Here is a 26,052-nt window from a genome sequence, read left to right on the forward strand (position 1 = left end):
TTACCGTTTAAAATAATTATACATCACTTATTAGAAAATGTGGATAAATAATAATAAATTTGCCCTAAATTTACGTTAGAATCGTTACTGCAGAATTTCTTATTGATATAAAATTTCAAATTTGATTTAGTAAATTTTTTGTAAATAAGTTCAAGCAAAGTCTTATTTTGAAAAACTCCACCACTTAGTAAAATCTCTTTTTTCTCATTTTTAGAAATTTCAAAAATAATATCAGCCATGCCATTTATAAATGCCGTTGCAGCCACTCTTGGCTCATCTTTTAAAGCACTTTTAAAGGCCTCTTTAAAGCCGATAACTCCGTCATTTAGGCTAAATTTGTAACACACATCTAAATTTTTATCATAAAGCGCCTCAAGCCTCATACCACTCTCTCCCTCGTAGCTTGAGTGAGAAATGCCACATATTATCGCACCAAATGCGTCAAATATCCTACCAACAGAGCTAGTTTTTACTAAATTTAGCCCCTTTTGCTCCATCATCTTGAAATTTCGAAGCACCTTTTCATCAAAATTTACTAGAAATTTACGCCCCTCGTCTTCAAGCTCATACTTCAAAATAATAGAATAAGCGATGAGGTAGATATTTTTTATGCTATTTTCGCCGCCAAATAAGCTAAATTCATCAAAGTGATAAACTCTCTCGTAACTCTTTTTATCCAGCCTAAAAACCTCGCCACCCCAAATTTTGCCATCCTCTCCGTATCCAGTGCCGTCAAAACAAAATCCAAGATACTCTTTGTCTGGCAAATCATTTTCAAAGATCACACTTAGCAAATGTGCGTAGTGATGCTGCAGATGAACTAGCTCAAAGCCCTGATCTTTCGCCCATTTTGTATTTAAAAAATTTGGATGCAGATCGGCTATGACCTTCTCGATTTTAAGATCATAAGTCGTTTCAAAAAGGGTGAAAATATCCTTAAACCTATCAAAAGTCGCCACATTTTTTAGGTCGCCGATATATGGGCTGATCATCAAAAGTCCGTCTTTGTAGATGCAAAATGAGCTTTTTAGCTCCGCTCCAAGGGCTAAAAACGTCCCTTTTTGCTTGAAATTTGTATGGATAAAATTTGGATTTAGCCCACGGCTTGTTCTTGTAAAAACAACTTCATCTCCAACGCAAAATGCGATACTATCGTCACTTGGCGAGTAAATTTCTCGGTCGTGATCAAGGTAAAAGTCTATAACATCACCTAGTTTTTCTCTTAGCTCGCTCTCATCTTTTATCACAACCTCGCCTGAGATGTTTGCGCTAGTTGCGATGATGTCGTGCTCTAAATAATCAAATAGCAAAAGATGTATGCCGCTAAATGCAAGCATGACGCCAAGCTTGTTTAAATTTGGAGCGACACTTTTTGCGATATTTGAGCCATTTTTTGCTTCAAGCAAGACGATTGGCTTTAAATTTGAGCTAAGAAGCTTCGCCTCAGCCTCTGAAATTTGCGCTATCTCTCTAGCGTTTTGTAAATTTTTACTCATCAGTGCAAAGGGCTTGCTTGGGCGGTGTTTTCTAGCTCTTAGCTCGCAAACTGCGTCTTCATTTGTCGCGTCGCAAACTAGATGAAAGCCACCAAGCCCCTTAATGGCTAAAATTTTGCCCTCGTTTATGAGCGTGGCCGCCTCTTTTGCCGCTTCGTTTTTACTAGCCAAGACTTTGCCAAATTTGTCTTTTAGATAGAGCTTTGGCCCGCAGTTTGGGCAAGAGATCGGCTCTGCGTGGTAGCGGCGGTTAAGCGGGTCTTTGTATTCGCTCTCACAAAACTCGCACATCTTAAACTCGTTCATCGTCGTATTTACCCTGTCGTAGGGCAATGCTTTGATGATGGAAAATCTCGGTCCGCAGTTGGTGCAGTTTATAAATGGGTATTTGTAGCGTGGGTTTGTGGGGTCATAAAACTCGCGCAAGCAGTCATCGCAAAGCGCATAATCAGGCAAGATAGGCGCTTGCTTGGTGGCTGATTTTGAAGCGATGATCTCAAGCTTTTCATAAATTTTATCTATCTTAAATTTATGCAGTTCATCGATCCTAGCAAGGGCTGGCAGCTTCTCATAAAGCTCTTTTTCAAAAGCTAAAAAGCTAGCCTCTTCGCCGCTAAAATTTAGCTTCACGCCCTCGTCATCATTGTAAATTTCGCCAACTAGCTTAAATTTGTCCGCTAAAGTATAGACAAAAGGTCTAAAACCAACGCCTTGAACTAAGCCTTTGATCTCATATCTAAAGCTTGATCTCAACGCCAAATCCGGGGTCAAAATTTGTTTTTATATTTGGGTTTAGGTGCTTTTTTATCAAGTTGCTAACTACCTTATTATAAAATAAATCCCCGCTTAAAGTAACATTTTTGATGTTAAATTTATCTCGTTTTTCATAGCTAAAATCGCTCAAAAAATGCGCCAAAGACTCGGTGCAACCAAAGCTGATGTTCTTCTCTCCAGCGCCAGCAAGGATAAATGAAATGATACTTTTTACAAACTTAACCCCGTCTAAACCAAAGTCATCTTTCATCTTATAATCGATCCTAACGCCCTTTTGACCGCTAAAATCACTTGCCATAAGGAGTAAATTCTCCCCTGCTTTTTTAAACTCCTCACTTAAGCCAAGCAAGCGTCCAGCTATGCAAAATAGCGAGAAAAAGCTAGCGTTTGAGCTAAATTTACCACTTGGCAAGGCGCGCTCTTTACTGAAGTTTTCAAGTAGCCTTTCGCCGCTCTCCTGGGCTCTTATGAGCTCATAAATTTCTTCAAAGCTGCTAAATTTTGGTAAAAATAGAAGCTGTGTTTTGCTTGATTTTGAAAGCAGGCAAATTTCATCATCGCTAAATTTGCTAAATTTTAGTCCCAAAGACACCTCGCCAAAATAGCTAAGCTCAAATTTCTCATCTTTTGTGTAAAAAAACGGGCTTAAAAGTGCGCTGTTTTCAAGCAAAGCAAGCCTTGAAAGAGCGCTTTTTTGCTCCTTTACAGAAACGCTTAAAAAGCTAAAGCCCTCTTTATTTAGCTGTTCGCAAAGGGCGTAAAGAAAAAGGTCATTTGGTGCCATCACGTCAAAAAATAGCGGTGCGCCCTCGTGGTTTTGCCTATAAATAGCTGTCGTTTTTAGTGCCAAAAGTGGCTTTTCAAAGCTAGCAAGTGCGATCTGTGCCCTATCACCAGCTATAAAAATTTTAGGTAGCTCTTTTAAATTTACAGGCATCAAGAAATTTGCATCAAATTTTACCCCAAGAGAAATTTCATATAAATTTTCATCTTGCTCTACGCAAATGCTCTTACCATTTTTTAATAAATTTAGGCAGGTTTTTAGCTTTTCATTAAAATTATCAAGCGTTATCTCACCATCAAATTTACTCAAAGCAAGCGCGCCACTTTCATTTAAAATAGCCTTGCCATTAGCCAAAAATGCCGCCGCTTGAGATGGGCTAAGCGTGCCAAATTTTATCTTTTGAATTTCACCTGCCATGTCAAGCTCATCTGCCGCGCAAACCTCGCTATGCTTTATAAAAAGGCTATAAGGCAAGATGACGCTAGCTCTGTCCGCTAGAGCGCTAAGCTCATTGGCAGAGCCACTTACCTTTAGGCAAATTTGATCATCTTTGCAGCTTATAGAGTGCTTAAGCTCCCCAGCTAATGAGCGTAAAAATGGCGCCAAAAAGGCTGGGTCTTTAAAGCAGTCAAATTTAAAAGCAAGTATCATTTTAAACCTTTTTTGGCGTAGTCATCGAGGGTGTCATTTAGGGTGAAATTTGCCACCTTTTCGCACTTAAAATCAAGCTCTTTTAAGTGATCAAGTAGCGTTTTTTCTAGGATACTAGAAGCTTTTATAACTTCATCTGAGAGGCTAAAATTTGATGATTCTATGCGGCTAGGCACGATGCCTAAGATTTTGGTTGTCGGTCTGTCGCCTGCAAGCTCCATTAGATGAAGGGTTTGAAGCATCTCGATCTCGTGAGCCGAGCCGTCCCAGCTGATAAAATTTGGTACGTTTAGAAAGTCGAAAAAATAAACATCGCCCACGCTTGCGCCATTTGCGCTAATGCAATCAACGACAATAAGATAGTCAAATTCGCTTATAATATGAGTTAGAGCGAGGGCTAAAGTGCCCCCGTCCATTAGAGTGAGCTCGTTTTTAGAGCTTGTAAATTTATAGTTTTTAGCCATCAAATTTACAAAATGAACACCTATGCCCTCATCAGCAAACATAACGTTGCCAATGCCAAGAACAAGCACTCTCATCAGTGTTCTTTTACAAATTTATAGCCACTAACGATGGCGTCCATCGCTCCATTTTTGCCTTTAACGGCGTTAAATATCGCCATATAAACGTGAATAGGCACAAATATCATGATGATCCACATGCAAATTCTATGTATCGTTCTAACATTTGCTAGTCCGCCCATAAGCTCTTCAAAGTATCTCGCTGGCTCGTAGATCGCTCCGCCAAGTCCCTCGTGATAAACGTGAGCGTAAAGCACTAAGCCAGTTAGGCAGATGAGTGCCAAGATGACGTAAAAGAAAAAGTATGAGGCAAACTGCAATGGGTTATAAACGCCCCTTAAATGCGGGTGTGGCCCCATAAAGATGTAGTATTTTATCTGCGCTATCCAAACTTTTGGACTTAAAAAGTCAAGCACGCTCATCCACTCTTTTTTGCTGTGCTTATCAAAGACAAATAGATAGAATTTAAAGATAAATACCGCTATTAGCACAAAGCCAGCGACCTGGTGCGCCAAACGCCACTTTGCTTGCATGAAATTTGTAGGCTCGCTCGTGATCTCTGGACTCATAAAGACATAAGAGATGTAGTAGCCGCTCACAATCAAAAGCGTGATAGCTATAAATCTAATCCAGTGTGTCAGCCTAACGCCGATGGAGAATTCGTATTCGCTGATCCTGTCAGGATTTTTATGTGACATCTTTTCTCCTTACAAATTTGGATTTATCTTATAAGTACTCAAATCATTTCCCTTCGTGTCCATAACATGCACGGCACACGCGATGCAAGGGTCGTAAGAGTGAATTTTTCGTATTATCTCAAGTGGTTTTGAAAGATCAGCGATCTTCATACCAACTAAGCACGCCTCGTAGCTGCCCATTTGACCTTTGGCATCTTTTGGAGAGGCATTCCAAGTGCTTGGCACGACTGCTTGCCAGTTTGAGATGACGCCATCTTTTATGCGGCACCAGTGGCTTAGCGCGCCTCTTGGAGCGTTGCCTTTGAAGTGGCCTTTATACTCTTTGCTATTATCTATGACATATTTTGCGCAGGTCTCTTGATCTGTCTTTAAATTTTCTATCAAGGCATTAAATGCGTCCATTGTGTGCTCTGCGACCACTTTTGCTTCAAGCATACGAGCAGCGGTTCTGCCTAGAGTTGAGAAAACTGCACTTAGTGGCAAGCCACTCTTTGCTAAAAACTCATCGACTACCTTTTTAACTCTCTCGTTGCCTTTAGCGTAGTTTATGACGATGCTTGCGATCGGTCCTACTTGCATAGGCATGCCATCATACCTTGGCGCTTTGATCCAGCTATATTTGCCCTTTGTGTCAAAAAGCTTGCTGTGAGCTAGTTTGCCCTCACCGTCTATGCTCTCGCCATCAACAAGGCCAGTGTAGTTTGCCTCAGTCTCACCATCATATGGATGAAGCGCTTTGTCATTTTTATACCAAGCCCTTGTCGCCTCTTCTGTGATCTTGTCTTCGTCTATGTCATAAACCTTGCTAAGATCGCCATTTAAGATGATACCGCCTTTAAATAGATGGTCATTTTTACCGATCAAAAACTCATCGTAGCAGAATAAATTTGATACGCCAACATCGTTTAGAACGCTTGGCTCGTTTGCATAAGCCTTAGCAGCCATCAAAATATCTGGGTAGTAAGCTCTATCGACAAATTCTTTGATCTCAGCAAATTTACTCATATATTCGCCCATTCTAGCTGGATCCATAAGGTCCATCACGCAGGTCACGCCGCCAACTGTTAGGCTTTGTGGGTGTGGGTTTTTCGCGCCAAAGATAGCCATCATCTGAGCTGCTGTTCTTTGGATTCTAAGGCACTCAAGATAGTGAGAGAGGACGATTAAATTTTGCTCTGGAGTAAATTTATATGTGCTATGTCCCCAGTATGCGTTGGCAAATGGTCCAAGGTTGCCCTTTTTAACAAAGGCTTCAACCCTCTCTTTTACCTCTTTTAGCTTATCAGCTCCTGTTGCAAATGGCGTGCTTGTGTATTTAAACGCCTCTTCGCTAGCTTTATGCACATCAGCACTTAGCGCAGAGACGACGTCCGCCCAGTCCATGCCGTGGAGCTGATAAAAGTGCACGATGTGATCGTGAAGATATAAAGCTGCGTTCATGAGCGTTCTAGTTAGCTCTGCATTTAGCGGAGGCTTGATGCCAAGGGCGTCCTCAACTGCTACTATGCCTGCTCTGTAGTGTGAGTATGTGCAAACGCCGCAAATTCTTTGCATGAAAAAGCCAGCATCTCTTGGGTCTCTGTTTTTTACTATCTGCTCTAAGCCCCTCCAAAGAGTTGAGCCAGAGTAAGCCTCTTTGACAACGTTGTTTTCATCGACTACGACTTCTATTCTTAAGTGCCCTTCGATACGTGTTATAGGGTCTATTACTATTCTTTTTTCACTCATTTTTTCGCCTTATTCTTTATCTTTACTCATACAAGCTAGTGCAGCGTGAGCCGCTATGCCAACACCAGCTAGAGCTAAAATTCCAATGCCTATTTTATCGCTTACATTATCAGCGCCAAGCCCCAAAACAGTGTCAAATAGCCTATCAGCCATCGGCTCTTCAAACGGCCCCATCGTATCCCAGAAGTCTGGCTCTGAGCAGCCTATACAGCCGTGTCCTGCTTGAACTGGCCATGATGTGTGCTGGTTAAATCTCTCGCGTGAGCAGTTATTAAATGTATATGGACCTTTACAGCCTACTTTATATAAGCAGTAGCCATTTTTTGCGCCCTCGTCGCCAAAGCTTTGGACAAATTCGCCTGCGTCAAAGTGACCGCGTCTCTCGCAAAGATCGTGAATTCTTAAGCCATAAGCCCATTTTGGTCTGTTATAAACATCAAGTGCAGGCAAAGTACCAAATAGCAAGTAGTGAAGCACGTTGCCAACGATGTTTTTCTCGCTTGGAGGACAGCCTGGCACGTTTATGACTGGCTTGTCAGTCACCTTTGAAAGACCAACTGAATTTGTTGGATTTGGCTTAGCTGCTTGGATACCGCCAAAGCTAGAACAGGTGCCAATAGCAAAGATAGCAGCTGCGTTAGCAGAGGCATTTACGGCGTGAGTTTTGCCGCTTGTACCGTGAGGTCCGACTGTTAAAAAGTGCTCAGTAGCTCCAGTTGGGACGCCACCCTCAACTAGCAAGATGTATCTGCCTTTATATTTTTCTATCGCATGCTCTAAATTTTCTTCAGCCTGCCAGCCAGCAGCTGCCATGATAGTTTCGTGGTATTCAAGGCTTATGTAGTCAAATATAAGGCTATCTATGCTTGGAGCGTCGGTTCTTAGCAAGCCCTCGCTACAGCCAGTGCATTCTGCCATGTGAAGCCATATCACAGGGAGCCTATCGCTTAGCTCAGCAGCACGAGCAACCATCGGTGTCATCGCACTTGGCAATGCCATAAAAGCTGTCATCGCACCAGCCCACTTCATAAAATCACGCCTAGTAAAGCCCTTATCTTTTAAAAGCTGCGCAATACTAGTGTCATTTTTCATCTTAGGCAATGCACTAAGTTCGCTTAAGCGTCTATTTATCTTTTGACGCAAGTCATTATTCATATAAGCTCCTTCATTAGAAATTTATTTATTTTGTATATTATCTTTTTTTGAAAAGAGAAATATTATTTTATTTCATTAATAATTATATTTAAATAAATTTTAAAGTATAAATTTTTAAATGCCTTGTTATCAATAGTCCTAAAATATGCTAAAAAATAATATTTAGTGGGAATTTATCCTATTTTTACAAACTGCTAAAGAAAAAAGATATTTTTCTGAAAGCAAATATCAATTAAATTTTTAATAATTTTTAAAAAATATAATTTAGTATATTTAAGAAGAAAGGGCTTTGAAATATAAATTTTTAAAAGCCTAAACGGGTTAAATTTAGGCTTTTAAATTTGCATTAAAATGGCCAGATAGCCTCCATAAGCCTTGTGCCCCAAGGTTTTTTGGTTGATTTGTCTAGCTCGCCCTCGGTTTTATATAAAATTTTGGCATCAGCTATGTATTTTGAGTCGATTTCGTTGTTTTGCGAGATATCGTAAGGTCTGATGACGCCACTTACTTGCATGATCTGCTTTTCGCCATTTATAAGTAGCTCGCGGCTGCCCTCGATGAAGTAGTTGCCATTATTTAAGATCTTGATGATCCTAGCTGAGATGGTTGCGGTAAATTTCTCGCTTCTGTTGCTAGTGCCGCTACCTGTAAATTTATTGCCACCACCTGCTTTAAAGCCGATGTCGCCGTATTTGTTTAGATTATCAGCCACGGTTGAAAGTGGTGCGGCTCCAGCTGTGAAAACGCCACCGCCAAGCGAAATAGTGCTATCTTTGTTGGTGCTTTTGCTGCCACTTGAAATTTGACTTGCATTTTCTGAGATGACGATGGTTACGATGTCATTTACATTCATCGCCTTTCTATCTGAAAATAGCGGATTTTCGCCCTTGCCAAAGAGGCTGCCAGCGTTGCTTTGACCGCTGCCACTATCTTTTGAAGGGAGTTGCTCGACATAAACTGGAGGTTTCATATTGATATGAGGGTCTGCACTTGGGGTGCAACCTGTGTAAAAAATGCCCGCAAATGTGACGAGCCATATCTTTTTATAGTTCATAAAATGCCTTAAAATAAGTATCTTTGTGCTAAGATTAAGCAATTTAAGTTCCCAAAAAGGTCACAAATGAAAAGTTGTTACATTTTTTCAGACAAAAATCTAGCATATTTGCAGGAAATTATAGCTACAAAATTCAAAAAAGTTGAGATCTTTAAGATAACTCCAGACGAAAATGACAAAAAAAATCTAATAAATTTAAATGAAAAGGAATTTTTTTTAAAATTTATAGATAAATTTGAAGAGCTAAAGGAGAGAAGCGACTTCGTCATAGTCGTTGGCTGTGAGGGCTTTAGCGTCTTTGGTAAGAGCGAGCTAAATTTAAAGCTAGCTAGAAATTTAAACGCTCCTGTTTTTGACGAAAATGCAAGCGAGCTAATGGCACTAAATTTAAACTCAAAGCTTCTAATAACCGATAATTTTGATGAAATTTTAAGCTACCAAGCCGAGATCATCACGCCATTTAAATTTCAAAGCCTGCTTCTAAAAAGAGCCAAAGTGGCAAACAAAACAGTCGTTTTGCCTGAAAGTGATGATGAGAGAATTTTAAAAGCAGCTCACATCGTGCTAGAAAAAGGTGCGGCAAATATCATCTTGCTAGGGCTTGAGAGCGAAATTTCAAAAAAGGTAGCCACTTTGGGGCTAAATTTAAGCAAAGCAAAGGTGCTAAACCCAGCACAAAACGAGCTAACAGACGAATTTGCAAAGAAAATTTATGAGCTAAGAAAGCATAAAGGCGTGGATGAAGCCAAGGCAAACGCGCTTGCAAAAGATAAAATTTACTTTGCCACGATGCTTATCCATGAAGGCATAGCTGATGCCTTGGTAAGTGGCGCTAAGATGAGCACGGCTGATACGATCCGCCCAGCCCTACAGATCATAAAAACAAAGCCAAATGTAAGCGTGGTAAGCGGGGCATTTTTCATGGCGCTTGAAGAAGAAATTTTACTCTTTGCAGACTGTGCCGTCACGCCAAATCCAAGCGCAGATGAGCTAGCCAGCATCACGCTAAGTAGCGCTCAAACAGCAAGTGCCTTTGGTCTTAGCCCAAAGATCGCCATGCTAAGCTACTCAACTGCTGATAGTGGCAGCGGGGCTGATGTGGAATTTGTAAAAGAGGCTGCCAAAAAGGCGAGCGCGCTTGATGCAAATTTAAAAATAGCTGCGCCAATTCAGTTTGACGCGGCGGTTGATCTAAGCGTGGCTAGCAAAAAGATGCCAAATTCCGATGTGGCTGGGCAGGCAAATGTATTTATATTTCCAAATTTAAACTGCGGAAACATCTGTTACAAAGCAGTTCAGCGAAGCGCAAATGCCCTAGCAGTGGGCCCAATACTTCAAGGGCTAAAAAAACCAGTAAATGACCTAAGCCGCGGCTGCCTCGTAGAAGACGTCGTAAATACCATCTTAATAAGCGCGATACAAGCAGGAGAGTGATATGAGAATTTTAGTTTTAAACTCAGGTAGCAGCTCGATAAAATTTCAGCTTTTTGAAATGCAGACAAAAACGAGCCTAGCAAGCGGTCTAGTCGAGCAAATCGGCAGCTCTAGCTCAAGGGCGGTGCTAAAGGCAAATGGCGAAGTTTATGAGATAAAACGCTTCATAAAAGACCACCACGACGGACTTGAGGCGATGAACGAACTCTTTACCACCTCGCATACGCTGCACGATCTAAGCGAGCTTGACGGCATCGGACACAGGATAGTGCATGGCGGCGAGAGCTTTTTTAGCTCGATGATCGTTGATGAAAGTGTCATCAAAAAGATCGAGGATATAAGCCCACTAGCCCCACTTCACAACCCAGGGCACCTTGCTGGCATCAAAAACGCGATGAAAGAGAGCAAAAACGTGCCTCACGTTGTTGTTTTTGACACTGTGTTTCATCAAAGCATGCCAGAGTACGCCTACCGCTACGCCCTACCCTACGACGTTTGCAAGACCCATCACATCAGAAAATACGGCTTTCACGGCACTTCACACAGATATGTCTGCAAGCAAGCGGCAAAAATGCTTGGCATAGAGTTTGATAAATTTAACGCTATCTCACTTCATCTAGGCAACGGCGCCTCAGCTTGTGCGGTGCAAAATGGCAAAAGTATCGACACCTCGATGGGACTTAGCCCACTTGAAGGGCTCATAATGGGCACAAGAAGCGGCGACATGGACCCAGCTGTTGTCATCTATCTGCTAAATATCGGCGTTTTAAAGTGGAACGAGATCGATAACTTCTTAAACAAAAAGAGCGGACTTTTTGGGATTTGTGGCTCAAGCGACATGAGAGAGGTCGTAGTCAAGATGCAAAACGACGAGCGCGCCAAGCTTGCGTTTGAGATGTTTTGCTACCGAGTGAAAAAGTATATCGGCTCATACTACGCCATTTTAGGGCGTGTTGATGCGCTCATATTTACCGGCGGCATCGGCGAAAATGCACCAAATACAAGGCAAAAAATTTGTGATGACCTAAAACATCTTGGCATCCACATCAACCACGAGCTAAATTTCTCTGACGCGAGAGGCGAGAGGTGCATAGATGAAGAAGGGGCAAAGATAAAAACGCTCATCATCCCAACCAACGAAGAGCTTGAGATCGCCATAGAGACAGCCAGAGTGATAAAAGAGAGAACGCTTTAAGCATGAAATTCCCACTTGACTGCAAAGATAGTTTTGAAAACTCATTTATATTTTGGCTAACTCGCTATGTCAAATTTAAACTTAGCTCGCTTTCAAACAAGGAGCTAAGAGACCCAAAGGCGCTCGCAAGTGTAAATTTCGCCCTAAGCCGCGAGATAAAAAACATAGAGCAACTTGATGGGCTGGTAAAAAGCGCAAGAAACGCAGGGCTAACTGGCATAAATACCTACTTTAACCCGCTTAAAAAGATATATGAGACGATGAAATTTTATGAGCTTAGCAGCCTAAAGCAGATCGATGAAGAGCTGCTAAGTGAAATACTAGCCAGTACCACTGGCGGACTAAGTGATGCGAGCAAGAAAAACTACAGAATTTCAGTGATAAATTTCTTTGCCTTTTTAGACAAACAAAACGAAGAGGACGGCAAAGCTCACGTTTTTGATATAAATTTAAAAAACTGGGGCGGCGTTAGTGGCAATAAAGGGCAAAAGCTGCCTGAGTTTATGGGTGAAGAGGAGGTCAAGAAATTTCTTGAGGCGATCGAGGAGAGCGACTTTAAGCAAAACTCAAACCGCAACAAGCTCATCATCAAAGTCATTATCTTTACCGGAATTCGTGTGAGTGAGGCGCTAAATTTAAAGAGAAAAGATATCACCGAAGATGGCGATCTTTTTATCATTAGAATTCGTGGTAAAGGCAACAAATACCGCATCGTAATGATAAAGCGCCATCTAATCGAAGCTCATCTAAACGCAATCGCCATAAACTACATCAACAAAGAGGGCTATCTTTTTATAAATAAAAAAGGCACAAGGCTCACGCAGGCTTATGTTAGCCGTATCGTGGAGCAAATTTTGTTTAAAGCTGGCATCAGAAAAGAGAAAAATGGCGCTCACATGCTGCGCCACACATTTGCAACGATGCTTTATAAAAAGCAAAAAGACCTCGTGCTAGTGCAAGAAGCTCTTGGACATGCAAGCCTAAATACCTCGCGAATTTACACGCACTTTGATAGTGACAAGCTAAAACTAGCCGCTAAAGTGGCTGAAGACTTGGCAAACTAGCCTAAATTTAGATCAAATTTTATATAATCTGCCTTTTAAAAAGGAGAGAAAATGAATGCAAATTCTATCATTTCGTTATTACAAGACAAGCTGCCAAAGGACTTTACCCTGCTAAAAATGCTAGAAAATAAACTCGGCACACTTGATGAGAAAAGGCTTGATGAGCTAGCACAAAAGATACCGATCTTAAATTTAAAGTCGCCTATCTTTGTCTTTTGGGTGGGGAGCTTCATCTTTGGTGCGCTTGGCGTAAACCGCTTTATGACGGGGCAAATTTGGCTTGGGGTGCTAAAACTAGCCCTTTTTCTAGCCCATATGATCCTTTTTATAGTCATAACCAGTGCGACACTTGACGCAGTTGCAAACGCCGCCACAAATGAAGATCTGCAAAATGCCTTTAAACTAATCGGAGTAAATACCTTTATAGCTGGTATCTTGGGCATTGTCATAACCATTTGGTGGTTTGTCGATCTTTTTATAACCAGCAGTGCCGTAAGAAAGCAAAATTTAGAAAAAATTTTAAAAGCTGTAGACGAGCAAGCCTAAACACCACTTTGCCCTGCGGCATAAATTTAACCCTGCTTATATAAAAAGTGCGTAGTTTTAACGCAAAATGTGGCTTGTCTTTACAACTCTTTTAAATAAGTCACCTTCATAAAGGCGGCAAAATACTAGGCATTTTGAGGCTATTTTTGCATAGACTGTAAATTAAAATTTAAAATAACTTGTGAGCTTGATGATTTGCTCTTTGAAGGTAGCGAAATTTATAGTGAGGCGATTAGATTTTTCAAAGAAATTTTAGGCGTAAAAGCTACGCAAAAGCATGAAAATGAATTTAAAAAGATAGAAAAACTTAGCAAATTTAAAGAGTTTAAGATAGCCATAAAAGATAAGCTGCCAGCAAATTTAAGCACATACAAGGCAAATTTTATAGAGCTAAACGCCAAAATGCCTTGTGGATATGATCTTTTAAAGGCTGATGAAGAGCTAGCTTACAAACTTGCTAGCAAGATAGTTTTTGCTGCATTTTATAGTGGGGCTGATTTTTTACTAGCTAGCAATGAAGCGGAGTTTTATATCTTTGACACGCTAGCAAAAAAGCTTGAAAAAAGTGCTAACAGAAACTTGCAAGACTTTTATGTCCTAAGAGCGAGCGAGCTAATGGCGCTTGAAAATGGCGAGATACCAAGCGGGCTAAAAGAGCATGTTTTGAAAGTTTCTATTATTTAGACTTGCCTAAATTTAACATTGCAAAGCCAAATTTAAAAGCTTTAAATTTTACTTTTTAGCCCCCTCTTTTGGCTCTTCTACCGTCTTATTTGCCTCTTGCTCTTTAAACTCTTCAAAAAGCTCGTCATATCTAGCTTTGGCGTTTTCATAGACACCAGATGGCAAAGTGATATTTAGATCGTCCTTTAGGCTTATGACGTCATCGCAGGCGTTTTGATAGCCAAGGTCACAGCTTTTCATAAAATAGCTCACGCCAAGCTCGATATTTGAGTGCTTTTTTAGATCACTATCCATCTGCTCGTTTATCTCTTCATTTACAAACATATCGCCCAAAGCCTCGCACGAAAGCACATCTTTTTGCTCGCAACCATCGTAAAAAATTTCATACGCAGTTGCGTAATCTCCGGCGTTTAGTGCCTCATTGCCCCTGTCATAGTCATCGATGTCAAAACCTGAGGCTAAGCTTAAGATTAGAGCTAAAAAAACTATCTTTTTCATATAAAACTCGGTGCGTCGTTTGAAAATAGTATAAGATCGCCAGCATGCGTGTTTTGGGCTAAAATTTCTTGCATTTTATTCTTGTCCTTTAGGATGATGATCTTTGGCTTTACGATGTGTTTTAGCAAAGTTTGGGCGTTTAACGAGCTTGTGATGATGACAAGGTCGAAAATTTCATTTATCACCTTGGCTAAATTTGCATTTTGCTCTGCATCGCTCTCGACGATACCAGGTGTTAGCAGCACTTTTCTACCAGCGTAGGTGCTCACTAGCTCGTAGCTTGCGCTCATGCCTGAGAAATTTCCATTAAAGCTATCATCGATTATCAGCTTGCCACCAGCCTCGATCTTGCTTAAGCGGTGCTCGACGTTTTTCATCTTAGATAGCGCACCATTTATCGCCTCATCACTCATTTTTAGGTATCTTGCCACCTTGATGCAAACGGCTAAATTTGTAGCGTTAAATTTGCCAAGCAGTGGCGAGGCGTAGTTTTTGCCATCAAGCGTAAATGAAATTCCATCTAAATTTGCGTTTATATCTTTTAGGTTCTCATCGTAAATTTCTATATTTTGGCTTGGCTCTTTTTTTGTCGAGCTATGTAAAAATGCCCTTTGCAAGCGAGCGCTTTGAAGTGCTTCAAGCTTTGTCGCGCGGATGTTATCAAGCGTTTTAAAGTACTCAATGTGTTGCGCGCCGATCTCGCCAACGATTACTATTTGTGGATTTAGAAATTTAGTGATCTCTAGGATGTCGCCCTTTAGTCTAGCGCCTGCTTCTGCGATGTAAATTTGCGTTTGCTCGCTTAAGTTTTCGTTGATATCTTTGATGATGCCAGCCATTGTATTTACACTGCGAGGCGTTTTATAGCAGACAAAGCTATCTTTTAAAATTTCAAATAAGAAATTTTTGATACTCGTTTTGCCGTAGCTTGCGGTGATTAGGATGATTTTTAACTCTTTGCTTGCGCCAAGTTTTTTAAGCGCCTTGTTTTTAAAGCCTTGAAATTTGATCTTTTCTAAAATTTCACTAAAAAATAGGCTCACGACCAAGACAAAAAGTGGCATAGGAGCCAAAAACGCCTTGTGGATGATGAAATTTAAAGCGTAGTTTAAGATAATAGCGCAAGCAAGGATCGCAAAAAAGTGCTTGATCCTGCCCGTAAAGACTAGCTTTTTATCAAGTTTTTTATGCCAAAGATAAAGAGCTGGCAAAAGCGCAAAGTAAAAATAGATAAAAAACCACTTGCCAGTCGTATAAAATAACACCAAAGGCACGATGAAGAAAAAGACGTGCCAAGCGGGCTTTGTGAAGTGAAAGAGCACGCGCTCAGGCCTATAAGAAAACCACTGAAAGCAAGTGATCACATAAAAAGCAAGCGCAAAGATAAATAAAACTGTGCTTATACTTAAAAATATACTCATCTTATCTCCTCGATCCCGCTCTCATCGTCATCTAGCACGACATTTTTTGCTTCATTTGGCTCAAAATTTATCCCTTTTTCTATCTCGTCACTTATAAATTTAGCGTGGAGCAAAAAGAAAAAGTGATCGCCGCTAAGCGGGAAAAATGAGCTATTTTTGATAAGTCTATCTATGCTCTCGCCACTTGTTACAGGCGTTGCCTTGTCATTTTCACCCCAAAATATAAATGCCCTGCCCCCAAAGTCAGCAAAATGCTTTGTAAAGTCCTCATCAACGACGTTTTTTAGGGTTTCATACATCACTCTGCTCATGCCGCTCACATCTTTTGTGGCAAAGAGTTTGTAAAATTTGCCAAAGCCAAATATCTTTAAAATTTTAAAAATTGCTATCTTTGCTCGCACGATAAATGGCTTTTTGACGACTATGCCAGCAGAGCTTAAAAGCACTAGATATGGTGGTTTTAGAAGTGTTGCGACCTTACCGCCAAAGCTATGTCCTGCGATGATGTATGGTTTTATGCCAAGCTCAGCACAAAAATTTGCAACGATCTTTGCGTAGTCACTTGTTCTTAAAGGCTTAAAAATAGAGCTTTTGCCAAAGCCTGGCATGTCGATATAGACGTGACAAAAGTCATTTAGATAGTGCCCAAAAGCCTTTTTCATTATCTCTTTGTTTGCGCCCCAGCCGTGCAAGAAGAGCACTATTTTTTTGCATTTTGGATTTACTACTTCGTAGCTGATCTCGTACTCGTCTGAGCTGTATTTGACTGCCCTACTCGCCATCGTTTTCTCTCTTTTTAGCAGCGTAAATGCTCTCAAGCACGCTTACAGCCTCGCAAAGGCGCTCATACTCCTCCATATTTAAAAGGACTGCTTCAAATTTATTGTTTTTAACGATGACAGCGCGCTTTAGCTCGCTAGCTCCCACACGAGAAAGCACTGAGCTAAAATTTCTAACCACCTCGGTTGCCGTATAAATTTCATCTTTTGTAAAAGTTACCATTGTTGCTCTTTATGTAAAATTTTACGTAAAATATCACAAACTACTTTATATATCGCTAAATACTAGAGCTTGCCGCTGCCTTTTACCGAAGTGATCGAGTTTATAAATTTATAATCAATCTTTATCTCACGCTCTTTTGGGAGTGAGTTTGCAAGGGCGTTTAGCGTGTTCTCAAAGTCCTCAAATAGATAGTTTGCAAGGCTGCCTGGGTTTGGATTGATCTCGTTTAGATAGACCTCGTCATCTATCACGAAAAAGTCGCATCTAATGATCGCTCCGTCAAATCCACAATCATAAATTTTAGAAAAGTTAAATTTAAGCTTTTGTTTTAGCTCTTCAGAAATTTCTGCCTCTTTTACCTTATTTTCATTTGAAAAACTTAGATATTTTTGCTCGTAGTCAAGAAATTCTTTCTTTTTTGGCTCTTCGACGATAGAAAATTTGATCTTTCCATCGATCCTGCAGCCTGCAAGGTTATACTCTTTGACACCTTTTATAAAGGGCTCTACTAAAACATCTTTGTCAAATTCAAACGCCACGTCTTTTGCGTAGGCAAGCTCGCTATCATCATGCACGACGCTCACGCCAATGCTGCTGCCTAGCCTTGCTGGCTTTAATATAATAGGATAGTGAAATTTTGGCTCACTTTGACGAGTTAGCATCTCGTAATCAAGCGCCTTTACACCAGCCTTTTGTGCTAGAAATTTAGTAAGCTCTTTGTTGTAGCTAAGTGCGCTTGCTTCAAGCCTTGGGCCTATGTATTTTATGCCGTAAAAGTCAAAAAGTGCCGCTATCTTGCCATCTTCGCCGTCCATGCCGTGGATCAAATTTATAATGACGTCGCATTCAACTTTGTTTGCGCCAAAAAGCGAGTGTGTATAAAAGCCGCCTTTAGATAAAAATAGCTTTTTTGAGTTTTTGTATTTGCCAGAGCTAAAGAAATTTGCCCTCATATCTTTTTGCTCGATCAAGTAAAAGTCCCTATTTGCATCGCAAAATATAAATTTTAGCTCCTGTTTTAGGACGTTTTTTAAAACTATCGCACTTACTATGCTTATCTCATGCTCAAAACTCTTTGCTCCAAATATCACGCCTAAATTCATCTTTTTTATCCTTATCCTAGTTTTTTAAGTGCCTCTTTTATAAGATCGCTCGTGTTTTCACTCTTGCAATCAGGCAAAATTTTCACTATCTTCTCACGCTTAAAGCCAAGCGCCTCAAGTGCCAAAAGTGCCTCATTTTGGTAGCTTGGCACGCTTTCGTCGCTTATTAGTTTTGCATCACTTAGCTCGGCTATTATGCGCCTAGCTGTCTTTGGTCCGATGCCTGGCACGCTTTTAAAGGTGTCTGCGTCGCCGCTTATTATGGCATTTGTAAATGCCTGCGAGCTAAGGCTTGAGCAAACCGCCATCGCTGTGCTAGCTCCGATGCCATTTAGCTTGATAAGCATCTCAAACATCTTTTGCTCGTTTGCGTCTAAAAAGCCGTAGAGCAAATTTGCGTCCTCTCTTATGATCTGCGTTATGGCAAGCTCGGCCTTTTCGCCTTTGCTAAGTTTTGCTGAGCAAAAAAGCGAGATGAAAATCCCATAACTTACGCCACTATTTGTCTTAAGTATGGCAAATGCAGGCTCTTTTTTTGTAACGATGCCTTCGATTGCTTTTATCATCATTTAACCTTTTGTTCCATGAAATTTATATCCGCATAGTCTTCAAGTTTGTTTGACTTTTTGATCTTGTATTCGACCTCGCCGCCGTTATCAAATTTATCTAGCGTGATGACGTGAGCGGTCTCGTTTTGCTTTGAGACGTAGGTGACATTTTGCGGAGGATCGACGATGACAAATCTTATCTCATTTAGCTCTATCCAGTTGCCTCTGTTTATCACTTTGGCTGAGAATATGCCATTTTGCATGATCTCAAGCTCATCTTTTAGATCAGCCAAAAGCTCTTTTTTCTCTTTAAATATCCTAAGCAAGGTGTTATACTCATTAACTAGCCCTTGGTACTCTTTTAGCTTTTTCATAAATGTAACTGGCGGTATCACCTTGGCCTTTGAGAGCTCTTCGATCTTAGCTTTTATCGTATAGATCGAGTCTTTGTTCTCGTTGATAACGTTTTTCTTGCTCTCTATGTTTTTTAGAAGCGTAGCTAGCTCAGACTTGGTGCTTTCTATCTTGCTTAGCTGATCTTGCGTAGCCTCCGCACTCTCAGGCATCTTGCTGGCGTCAATGATAAATTTATTATCAGTGCCTCTTAGGTATCTAACGTCTATTAGGTGCGAGGCTGTGATGGTGCAGTTTGAGCCAAGAGTGTCTATCTGGATGTTTTGAGCCGTTATAGAGCCGCCAACTACGCTATTTATCTTCACTCTTTTTGCTATGACAGTGCCACCTTCAAGCCTATCTATCTCGACGCTTTCAGCCTCTACCTTGCCGATGTGGATAGAAATTTTGGCGTGTTTGGCGTAAATTTTAGCCTTTTGGTGAGTTTGACCGCCGATATTTACATCATTTGCCTTGACCATCGCGTTTGCACCGACGTTTCCTTTTACCTCGATCTCATCAGCCTCCACGATGATGCCAGTGCCGATAGCGTCTTTTATCGTGTCAGTCTCGCGAACTACTAATGTGACGTTTGTGTCGGTGCCTGCTTGGATAGAGCCGGTTGTTTTAAAATTTGCTTCATTTATCTCTATGCGCTCTTCTATATCAAAAGAGCCGTTTTTCTCGACCACGTAGCCTGCTTTTTTAGCGATATATTTTATACTCTCATCATTTTCTACGCGCTCGATATTTTCGCTTATGCTTATCTCTTTTTCGCTCTCTTCTTTTGGCTTTGGCACCTCTATAAGTTTGCCTCTTACGTCGCGTCCATTTGCCCCTTCGTGAGACTTTTTCTCCTCCATTATCACTTCATCTTTTGCCACGCCAAAGACAAAGCCCCTATCGGCGTAATCAACCTTATCTTCGTCTTTTAACCCATCAAGCTTATCTTTGTAGTAGTAGATGATCTTAGCATCGATCGCCTTTTTAGGGTTGATGCCTTGGGTTAAATTTAGCGTGTAGTCCTTGTCAAGCTCGCCTTTTACGTGGATTATCGAGGCGATTTGCTTTAGTTCTTCTTTTAGCTTGCCGATCCTTATGCCTATTAAAATTTGAGCTTTCATAAGCTGCTTTGCGATGTATTCATAAAGCTTATCTTCGTAGTGCTGCTCGTATTCGCACTCTTTGCTCGCTCTAACCTTTGCGATGACCTTTGTTATGGTTGAATTTACGCCGATGTCGATCTTTGGCAGCTTTGGCGTGGCATTTAGCCTAACGTCAAAAAACTCAACGTCATAGACCTGCTCGATCTCTAGCGTCTCGTCAAGATAAAATGTATTGTCATCAAAAAAGCTTAAATTTTCTTCAGGGACAAAAACTGGCTCGACGTTATCTTTATTTTTGTAGTAAGTTAAGATATTTGAGAGTTTAAAGTCTATAAATTCCACTGGCACGCTATATTGTTTGCTTAACTCTTTAAGCGATATATAAGGCGTTGAAGTTTGAATTTGCGTTGGCGGTAAAAATCTCTCGTTTTCTTGCACGTTTTCGCTCAAATTTGATCCATTTTACATAAAATTTTGGCTCTTATTATCTCTAAAACTTTATTAAATTTGGGTTATGTAAGCTTTAAAGCATCTTTTGTTAATATTGCGTTTTTAAATTTACTAGGTGGGCGATGTTTATAAAAGGCTTTTTTTCAAACTCAGTTGGTATCATGACTTCAAGGATTTTAGGGCTTATAAGAGATCTTTTAACGGCTTCTATCCTTGGCGCTGGCATATTTAGCGACCTTTTTTTCATAGCATTTAAGATACCAAATTTATTTCGCCGTATCTTTGGCGAGGGCGCTTTTACGCAGGCATTTTTGCCAAATTTTGCAAATAGCAAGAAAAAAGCGATCTTTCAGGCTGAAATTTTCATCAAATTTCTACTTTTTATAGGTATTTTGACGCTTCTTGTAAATTTATTTACGCCCTACTTTATAAAAATCATTGCAAGCGGCTTGATCGAGCAAAATATCACTGACGCAGTGCCGCTTGTGCGTATAAATTTCTACTATCTAGCCCTTGTTTATATCGTCACTTTCATGGGTGCGCTTCTTCAGTATAAAGGGCATTTTGCCACGACTGCGTTTTCTACTGCACTGCTAAATTTAGCCATGATCGCTTCACTACTTTTGGCTCGTGGCAAGAGCGAGAGCGTAGTTGCACTTTATCTTAGCTTTGGCGTTGTTTCAGGCGGCATTTTGCAGGTTTTAGTGCATCTAGTTGCTATGAAATTTAACGCCTTAAATAAAATTTTTTGGGGTGGTCTAAGCGGATATTTTAAAGGCAAAAGAGCCCAGAGCAAAGGCTTTTTTATAAATTTCTACCATGGCTTACTTGGCTCAAGTGCGATGCAGATAAGCGCATTTATGGACACTTGGCTAGCTAGCTTTTTAGTAAGTGGCTCGATAAGCTACCTTTTTTATGCTAATAGAATTTTTCAGCTCCCACTTGCCATCTTCGCGATCGCACTCTCTCAGGCACTCTTTCCAAAGATCACTAGACTTTTAAAGCAAAAAGATGAAGCCAACGCCCTAGTTTGGACGAAAAAGAGCTTTTATCTGCTACTTTGCGCCCTACTAGCTGCCACGATCACAGGTGTTGTGCTAAGTGAGTTTATCATCTGGCTATTGTTTGAGAGAGGGAATTTCGTAAGGGCAAACACCATTGAATGCGCTAAGGTGCTAAGTGCCTATTTGGTGGGGCTTACGCCATTTGGTCTAGCTAAAATTTTCTCACTTTGGCTCTATGCAAATATGAAGCAAAAAGAGGCAGCCAAAATTTCTATCATCTGCCTTGTGATAAATTTGATCCTAGCTGTCATTTTGATGCAGAAATTTGGAGCTGCTGGCCTTGCATTTGCAAGCTCGCTTGGGGGATTTTTACAGCTTATTTTATATATAAGAGCCTTTGGAGCTAAGCGATTTTTAGCTATAATCGAGCCTAAATTTATAGCCGCCATCGCTGTTTTGACGGTTTTACTCTATTTTGGTTTAACATTTTTAAAGGATATATTTAATGCGAATTTTTGATACTTCTAAAAGAGAAAAGGTTGAGTTTAGCCCTATTAAAGATGGCGAGGTAAGCGTCTATCTGTGTGGTCCAACGGTCTATGACGACGCACATTTGGGGCACGCAAAGTCAGCCGTTAGCTTTGATCTTTTAAGAAGGGTCTTAAAAGCACTTGGCTACAAGGTCAAATTTGCAAGAAACTACACCGACATCGACGATAAAATTTTAAACAAAATGGCGCAAACTGGTCAAAGCCTAGAAGAGATCACAAACAAATATATAGCGCACTACGAGAGCGACATGGGCGCTTTAAACGTGCTTGATCCAGACTTTAAACCAAAGGCTACGCAGTGCTTGGAGGCGATCATTAACTACATCAAGGTGCTTATGGATAGAGGTGTGGCGTATAAGACGAGTGATGGAATTTACTTTGATACGAGCAAGGATAGTGGCTATTTTAGCATTAGCGGCAAGGATAATAACACCGATCTTATCGCGCGCGTGGCAAGTTTTGGCGAGAAAAGAGATGAAAAAGACTTCGTGCTTTGGAAATTTGACGAGAAATGGTATGAAAGCCCATTTGGCAAGGGTCGTCCTGGCTGGCACACCGAGTGCGTAGCGATGATAAGGGAGTTTTTAAGCGACAAAGAAAATGATAAATTTGAGATCGACATCCACGCTGGTGGCATCGACCTACTCTTTCCACACCACGAAAACGAGGCAAGCCAGTGCAGATGTGCTTATCATAAAAATTTAAGCAAATACTGGATGCACAACGGCTTTATAAAAGTAAATAATGAAAAGATGAGCAAGAGCCTAAATAACAGCTTTTTCGTAAAGGACGCCCTAAAAAACGTTCATGGCGAAGTGCTTAGATATTACTTGCTTACGAGCCATTACAGAGCGCATTTTAACTATTCAGATGAAGATCTAGTGGCTTCAAAAAAGAGGCTTGATAAAATTTACCGCCTCAAAAAAAGAGTTGATGGCGTGCAAGCTGACATGGCAAATGAGAGCTTTAAAAGTGAGCTACTTGAGGCGCTAAGCGATGATCTAAACGCTTCAAAAGCGCTTGCAAGCGTCGATGAGTTTGTAAAAACAGCAAATGAAAGACTTGATAACAATACAAAAGATAAAGCATATAAGGCCGAAGTGGTGGCAAATTTGGGTCTTATAGGCGAAATTTTAGGCATTGCTATCACAAACTATGTGGAGTATTTTCAGTTTGGCGTAAGTGACGAGCAAAAAGAGCAGATAAAAAGGCTTCTTGATGAGCGCGCGGTAGCTAAAAAAGAGAGAAATTTCGCAAGGGCTGATGAGATAAGAGATGAGCTAGCAAAGATGAATATCTCTATCATGGATACGCCAAATGGCGCAGTTTGGGAGAGAAATAATGAATAATTTTGGCTTAAAAGATGTGCTAAAGCGCTTTGGTCCATATTTTAAAGACTATATCCCACACTTCATCTTTGCCATCATCGGCATGGGGCTTGCCAGTGGCGGAACGGCGGTAAGTGCCTATCTAGTGGAGCCTGTGCTAAATAAAATTTTTGTTGAGAAAAACGAAAAGCTACTTTACATCTTGCCTTGCGCCATCATCGCGATCTACGTTATAAAAAACATCGGAACCTTCATGCAGGCTTATTTTACGGCATATATCGGGCAAGATACGATTAGAAGGTTTCGCGAAAAGATGGTTGCAAACCTTTTAAATTTAGATATGGATTTTTTCAATGAATTTAGAACTGGCGAGCTAATCAGCAGAACAACAAACGACATCGATCGCATAAGATCGATAGTATCAAGCATGATCCCTGAACTTACGAGAGAATTTATAACTATTATAGGGCTTCTTTGTGTCGTCATCTATCAAAGTCCAAAGCTAGCATTTTTTGCCCTTGTCGTCATGCCAGTGGCGATCTATCCGATCTCGCGCCTTGCTAAAAGGATGAAGAAAATTTCAAAGCAGTCGCAAGAAAAAACATCTGACATCACCTCTGCGCTTAGTGAAATTTTTACAAATATCGAGATCATCAAAGCAAATAACGCACAAGAATACGAGCATTCACGCTTTGTTGATGAAAATAATAAATTTTTTAGGCTAAATTTAAAAAGCGTCAAGATAGAGCAACTAGTAAGCCCGCTAATGGAGACCATAGGCTCGATAGGCGTGGCAGCGGTCATAATAATAGGCGGCAAAGACGTCATCGACGGACAGATAAACATGGGCGCATTTTTCTCGTTTTTAACAGCGCTTTTCATGCTCTACACCCCGCTAAAACGCATAGTAAATATCTATAATAAGATGCAAGACGCCATCGCAGCAAGCGAGAGGACGTTTTTCTTGATGGATAAAGTAAGCCAGATAAAAGATGGCGAAAAAGAGCTAAACGAAGAGATAAATTTGATCAAATTTAACGATGTCCGCCTAAGCTACGGCGACAAAGAGGTCTTAAAAGGGATAAATTTAGAGGCAAATAAGTCAGAATTTATAGCCCTTGTTGGCTCAAGTGGTGGCGGAAAAAGCTCACTTATGAATTTGCTTATGAGATTTTATGACGTAAATGGCGGAGAAATTTTGATAAATGGCATAAATTTAAAAGATATCAAAATTCGCTCACTTCGCCAAAATATCGGGCTTGTAACCCAGCGTGTCTATATCTTTAACGACACAGTTGCTAAAAACGTAGCTTACGGCAGAGAATTTAACGAAGATGCCGTGATAAACGCACTAAAACTAGCAAATGCCTATGAGTTTGTAAGCAAGCTAGATAACGGCATAAACACTATCTTAAATGAATTTGGCACCAACCTCTCAGGCGGTCAAAGACAGCGCATCGCCATAGCTAGAGCGCTTTATCAAAATCCACAAATTCTAATCTTTGACGAGGCTACTTCAGCGCTTGATAACGAGAGCGAAAAAGAGATCACAAAGGCGATAAATAATCTAAGAAGCAAAAAGATCATCTTTGTCATCGCTCACCGCTTAAGCACGGTTGAAAATGCCGATAAGATCGCAGTTTTAAGTGATGGCAAGATCATTGATAGTGGAAGCGACGAGGAGCTTAGCAAGAGAAATGAAATTTATGCAAGGCTTAAGGGCAAAGCCTTAGTTTAAGGCGATTTTTGCTAAGATTTGCAGAAATTTTAGGCATTTTAAAGAGGTTAAAATGAGCTTAAACTACAATACTTTAAAATCTATATTTTTCAAATTTGATCCTGAAACTGCCCATAAGATCGCTGAAGTAGCGATGGTTGGGGCAAATAAAATCTTCCCTGGCTCGCTAAGCTTTTTAGCGCACAAATGCGTAGTCGATGACAATGCGCTAAAACAAAATTTATTCTCAAGCACCTACCACAACCCAGTTGGCATAGCTGGTGGCTTTGATAAAAACGCCACGATGTTTGAGGCGCTAACGGCTCTTGGATTTGGACATTTAGAATTTGGCACATTTACACCAAAACCACAACCTGGCAACGCAAAACCAAGGCTTTTTAGGCTCATAGACGAAGAGAGCATCCAAAATGCGATGGGCTTTAACAACGAAGGCTGTGAGGCTATCAAAAATAGAGTAAAAAAGATCTATCCTTTTACCATACCGATCTGGGCAAACATCGGTAAAAACAAGGTTACACCAAACGAAGATGCGATAAAAGACTATGAAATTTTAGTAAGAGAATTTAGTGAAATTTGCGATACATTTGTCATAAACGTCTCATCTCCAAACACGCCAAATTTAAGAGCGCTTCAAGATGAGAGCTTTATAAAAGAGCTTTTTAGCGTCATTTTGCCATTAACTAAAAAGCCGATCATCTTTAAAATAGCTCCTGATATGAGCCACGAAGATGCGATCAAACTTTGTAGCTGCGCGGTAGAAAACGGCGCTAGTGGCGTGCTTGTTTCAAATACAAGCGTTGATTATTCGCTCTCTCACTCGTCAAATTTAAAGGATTTTGGCGGACTAAGCGGCAAGGTGATCGCCAAAAAGTCAAAAGATATCTTTAAAGCCGTGGCTGACGAGCTTTATGGCAAGACGACGCTTATCTCGTGTGGCGGCATAGATAGCGGTGCTGAGGCTTATGAGCGCATAAAAATGGGAGCAAATTTAGTCCAAATTTTTACAAGCTTTATCTTTAAAGGGCCGATGATCGCAAGAGATATAAATTTAGAAATTTTAGAGCTTTTAAAAAGAGATGGCTTTGCCTCTATCAGCGAAGCAGTCGGCGCAAATGTTAAAAAATAG

23 protein-coding genes are annotated in these 26,052 nt (G+C 40.6%); 9 read left to right on the top strand and 14 right to left on the bottom strand.

Annotated features, from left to right (window positions below):
- Positions 1-23 precede the first annotated feature (23 nt).
- The 7 genes from hypF to flgH form a co-directional block, all read right to left on the bottom strand.
- Positions 24-2,249 (bottom strand): carbamoyltransferase HypF, encoded by a 2,226-nt coding sequence (gene hypF, locus CYO89_RS06550; protein ID WP_103597673.1) that lies wholly within the window; start codon positions 2,247-2,249, stop codon positions 24-26.
- A complete protein-coding gene (locus tag CYO89_RS06555) occupies positions 2,233-3,705 on the bottom strand; it encodes a hypothetical protein (protein ID WP_103597675.1) in 1,473 nt (490 codons plus the stop codon). Before CYO89_RS06555 ends, hypF begins: the two co-directional genes overlap by 17 nt.
- Positions 3,702-4,244 (bottom strand): HyaD/HybD family hydrogenase maturation endopeptidase, encoded by a 543-nt coding sequence (locus CYO89_RS06560; RefSeq protein WP_103597677.1) that lies wholly within the window; start codon positions 4,242-4,244, stop codon positions 3,702-3,704. The genes CYO89_RS06555 and CYO89_RS06560 overlap by 4 nt, the downstream gene beginning before the upstream one ends.
- Complete coding sequence (gene cybH, locus CYO89_RS06565) at positions 4,244-4,924, bottom strand: Ni/Fe-hydrogenase, b-type cytochrome subunit (RefSeq protein WP_103597678.1); 681 nt, start codon at positions 4,922-4,924, stop codon at positions 4,244-4,246. Before cybH ends, CYO89_RS06560 begins: the two co-directional genes overlap by 1 nt.
- A gap of 9 nt (positions 4,925-4,933) precedes the next feature.
- Complete coding sequence (locus CYO89_RS06570) at positions 4,934-6,652, bottom strand: nickel-dependent hydrogenase large subunit (RefSeq protein WP_103597680.1); 1,719 nt, start codon at positions 6,650-6,652, stop codon at positions 4,934-4,936.
- 9 nt (positions 6,653-6,661) lie between these two features.
- A complete protein-coding gene (locus CYO89_RS06575; protein WP_021085837.1) occupies positions 6,662-7,807 on the bottom strand; it encodes a hydrogenase small subunit in 1,146 nt (381 codons plus the stop codon).
- Between the two features lie 346 nt (positions 7,808-8,153).
- Positions 8,154-8,861 carry a flagellar basal body L-ring protein FlgH gene (gene flgH, locus CYO89_RS06580; protein ID WP_002940928.1) on the bottom strand — a complete coding sequence of 236 codons (708 nt, stop codon included), beginning with the start codon at positions 8,859-8,861 and terminating at the stop codon, positions 8,154-8,156.
- A gap of 66 nt (positions 8,862-8,927) precedes the next feature.
- On the opposite strand from flgH, the gene pta reads away from it, so the two are divergent.
- The 5 genes from pta (at position 8,928) to CYO89_RS06605 (ending at position 13,784) form a co-directional block, all read left to right on the top strand.
- Entirely contained in the window at positions 8,928-10,295 is a 1,368-nt protein-coding gene (gene pta / locus CYO89_RS06585; protein WP_103597682.1) for a phosphate acetyltransferase, read from the top strand.
- 1 nt (position 10,296) lies between these two features.
- Entirely contained in the window at positions 10,297-11,490 is a 1,194-nt protein-coding gene (locus tag CYO89_RS06590) for an acetate kinase (protein ID WP_103597684.1), read from the top strand.
- 2 nt (positions 11,491-11,492) lie between these two features.
- Positions 11,493-12,554, top strand: a complete 1,062-nt coding sequence (locus tag CYO89_RS06595; RefSeq protein ID WP_021085106.1) for a tyrosine-type recombinase/integrase — start codon at positions 11,493-11,495, stop codon at positions 12,552-12,554.
- A gap of 51 nt (positions 12,555-12,605) precedes the next feature.
- Positions 12,606-13,100 (top strand): NINE protein, encoded by a 495-nt coding sequence (locus tag CYO89_RS10395; RefSeq protein ID WP_181001895.1) that lies wholly within the window; start codon positions 12,606-12,608, stop codon positions 13,098-13,100.
- A 195-nt stretch (positions 13,101-13,295) separates the two neighbouring features.
- A complete protein-coding gene (locus CYO89_RS06605; protein WP_181001896.1) occupies positions 13,296-13,784 on the top strand; it encodes a hypothetical protein in 489 nt (162 codons plus the stop codon).
- A gap of 48 nt (positions 13,785-13,832) precedes the next feature.
- Here the strand turns inward: CYO89_RS06605 and CYO89_RS06610 are convergent, their stop codons facing one another.
- The 7 genes from CYO89_RS06610 to CYO89_RS06640 form a co-directional block, all read right to left on the bottom strand.
- Positions 13,833-14,282, bottom strand: coding sequence for a hypothetical protein (locus CYO89_RS06610; protein WP_103597686.1), 450 nt, complete (start codon positions 14,280-14,282; stop codon positions 13,833-13,835).
- Positions 14,279-15,703 carry a UDP-N-acetylmuramoyl-tripeptide--D-alanyl-D-alanine ligase gene (locus CYO89_RS06615; RefSeq protein WP_103570415.1) on the bottom strand — a complete coding sequence of 475 codons (1,425 nt, stop codon included), beginning with the start codon at positions 15,701-15,703 and terminating at the stop codon, positions 14,279-14,281. Before CYO89_RS06615 ends, CYO89_RS06610 begins: the two co-directional genes overlap by 4 nt.
- Positions 15,700-16,485 (bottom strand): alpha/beta fold hydrolase, encoded by a 786-nt coding sequence (locus tag CYO89_RS06620; RefSeq protein WP_103597688.1) that lies wholly within the window; start codon positions 16,483-16,485, stop codon positions 15,700-15,702. Before CYO89_RS06620 ends, CYO89_RS06615 begins: the two co-directional genes overlap by 4 nt.
- Entirely contained in the window at positions 16,475-16,705 is a 231-nt protein-coding gene (locus CYO89_RS06625) for a type II toxin-antitoxin system Phd/YefM family antitoxin (protein WP_002942153.1), read from the bottom strand. The genes CYO89_RS06620 and CYO89_RS06625 overlap by 11 nt, the downstream gene beginning before the upstream one ends.
- A gap of 62 nt (positions 16,706-16,767) precedes the next feature.
- Positions 16,768-17,808 carry a D-alanine--D-alanine ligase gene (locus CYO89_RS06630; protein WP_103597689.1) on the bottom strand — a complete coding sequence of 347 codons (1,041 nt, stop codon included), beginning with the start codon at positions 17,806-17,808 and terminating at the stop codon, positions 16,768-16,770.
- Between the two features lie 11 nt (positions 17,809-17,819).
- Positions 17,820-18,374, bottom strand: coding sequence for a Holliday junction branch migration protein RuvA (ruvA, locus tag CYO89_RS06635; protein ID WP_103597691.1), 555 nt, complete (start codon positions 18,372-18,374; stop codon positions 17,820-17,822).
- Complete coding sequence (locus CYO89_RS06640) at positions 18,374-20,305, bottom strand: flagellar assembly protein A (protein WP_103597694.1); 1,932 nt, start codon at positions 20,303-20,305, stop codon at positions 18,374-18,376. The genes ruvA and CYO89_RS06640 overlap by 1 nt, the downstream gene beginning before the upstream one ends.
- A gap of 122 nt (positions 20,306-20,427) precedes the next feature.
- Between CYO89_RS06640 and murJ the strand changes: the two genes are divergently transcribed.
- Genes murJ through CYO89_RS06660 form a run of 4 tightly spaced genes read left to right on the top strand, consistent with a single transcriptional unit; the run spans position 20,428 to position 26,052 of the window.
- Entirely contained in the window at positions 20,428-21,828 is a 1,401-nt protein-coding gene (murJ, locus tag CYO89_RS06645) for a murein biosynthesis integral membrane protein MurJ (protein WP_103597696.1), read from the top strand.
- Positions 21,815-23,209, top strand: a complete 1,395-nt coding sequence (cysS, locus tag CYO89_RS06650) for a cysteine--tRNA ligase (RefSeq protein WP_103597697.1) — start codon at positions 21,815-21,817, stop codon at positions 23,207-23,209. The genes murJ and cysS overlap by 14 nt, the downstream gene beginning before the upstream one ends.
- Complete coding sequence (locus tag CYO89_RS06655; RefSeq protein WP_103597699.1) at positions 23,202-24,926, top strand: ABC transporter ATP-binding protein; 1,725 nt, start codon at positions 23,202-23,204, stop codon at positions 24,924-24,926. Before cysS ends, CYO89_RS06655 begins: the two co-directional genes overlap by 8 nt.
- Positions 24,927-24,978: 52 nt before the next feature.
- Positions 24,979-26,052: a quinone-dependent dihydroorotate dehydrogenase gene (locus tag CYO89_RS06660; protein WP_103597700.1), complete on the top strand. Its 1,074-nt coding sequence runs from the start codon at positions 24,979-24,981 to the stop codon at positions 26,050-26,052.

Source organism: Campylobacter concisus, assembly GCF_002913765.1.
Taxonomy (GTDB): domain Bacteria; phylum Campylobacterota; class Campylobacteria; order Campylobacterales; family Campylobacteraceae; genus Campylobacter_A; species Campylobacter_A concisus_BB.

Bases quoted from the DNA above. Each gene is read 5' to 3' on its own strand.
- CYO89_RS06555 (WP_103597675.1), bottom strand. From the start codon at position 3,705: ATGATACTTGCTTTTAAATTTGACTGCTTTAAAGACCCAGCCTTTTTG.
- CYO89_RS06560 (WP_103597677.1), bottom strand. From the start codon at position 4,244: ATGAGAGTGCTTGTTCTTGGCATTGGCAACGTTATGTTTGCTGATGAG.
- cybH (WP_103597678.1), bottom strand. From the start codon at position 4,924: ATGTCACATAAAAATCCTGACAGGATCAGCGAATACGAATTCTCCATC.
- CYO89_RS06570 (WP_103597680.1), bottom strand. From the start codon at position 6,652: ATGAGTGAAAAAAGAATAGTAATAGACCCTATAACACGTATCGAAGGG.
- CYO89_RS06575 (WP_021085837.1), bottom strand. From the start codon at position 7,807: ATGAATAATGACTTGCGTCAAAAGATAAATAGACGCTTAAGCGAACTT.
- flgH (WP_002940928.1), bottom strand. From the start codon at position 8,861: ATGAACTATAAAAAGATATGGCTCGTCACATTTGCGGGCATTTTTTAC.
- pta (WP_103597682.1), top strand. From the start codon at position 8,928: ATGAAAAGTTGTTACATTTTTTCAGACAAAAATCTAGCATATTTGCAG.
- CYO89_RS06590 (WP_103597684.1), top strand. From the start codon at position 10,297: ATGAGAATTTTAGTTTTAAACTCAGGTAGCAGCTCGATAAAATTTCAG.
- CYO89_RS06595 (WP_021085106.1), top strand. From the start codon at position 11,493: ATGAAATTCCCACTTGACTGCAAAGATAGTTTTGAAAACTCATTTATA.
- CYO89_RS10395 (WP_181001895.1), top strand. From the start codon at position 12,606: ATGAATGCAAATTCTATCATTTCGTTATTACAAGACAAGCTGCCAAAG.
- CYO89_RS06610 (WP_103597686.1), bottom strand. From the start codon at position 14,282: ATGAAAAAGATAGTTTTTTTAGCTCTAATCTTAAGCTTAGCCTCAGGT.
- CYO89_RS06615 (WP_103570415.1), bottom strand. From the start codon at position 15,703: ATGAGTATATTTTTAAGTATAAGCACAGTTTTATTTATCTTTGCGCTT.
- CYO89_RS06620 (WP_103597688.1), bottom strand. From the start codon at position 16,485: ATGGCGAGTAGGGCAGTCAAATACAGCTCAGACGAGTACGAGATCAGC.
- CYO89_RS06625 (WP_002942153.1), bottom strand. From the start codon at position 16,705: ATGGTAACTTTTACAAAAGATGAAATTTATACGGCAACCGAGGTGGTT.
- CYO89_RS06630 (WP_103597689.1), bottom strand. From the start codon at position 17,808: ATGAATTTAGGCGTGATATTTGGAGCAAAGAGTTTTGAGCATGAGATA.
- ruvA (WP_103597691.1), bottom strand. From the start codon at position 18,374: ATGATAAAAGCAATCGAAGGCATCGTTACAAAAAAAGAGCCTGCATTT.
- murJ (WP_103597696.1), top strand. From the start codon at position 20,428: ATGTTTATAAAAGGCTTTTTTTCAAACTCAGTTGGTATCATGACTTCA.
- cysS (WP_103597697.1), top strand. From the start codon at position 21,815: ATGCGAATTTTTGATACTTCTAAAAGAGAAAAGGTTGAGTTTAGCCCT.
- CYO89_RS06655 (WP_103597699.1), top strand. From the start codon at position 23,202: ATGAATAATTTTGGCTTAAAAGATGTGCTAAAGCGCTTTGGTCCATAT.
- CYO89_RS06660 (WP_103597700.1), top strand. From the start codon at position 24,979: ATGAGCTTAAACTACAATACTTTAAAATCTATATTTTTCAAATTTGAT.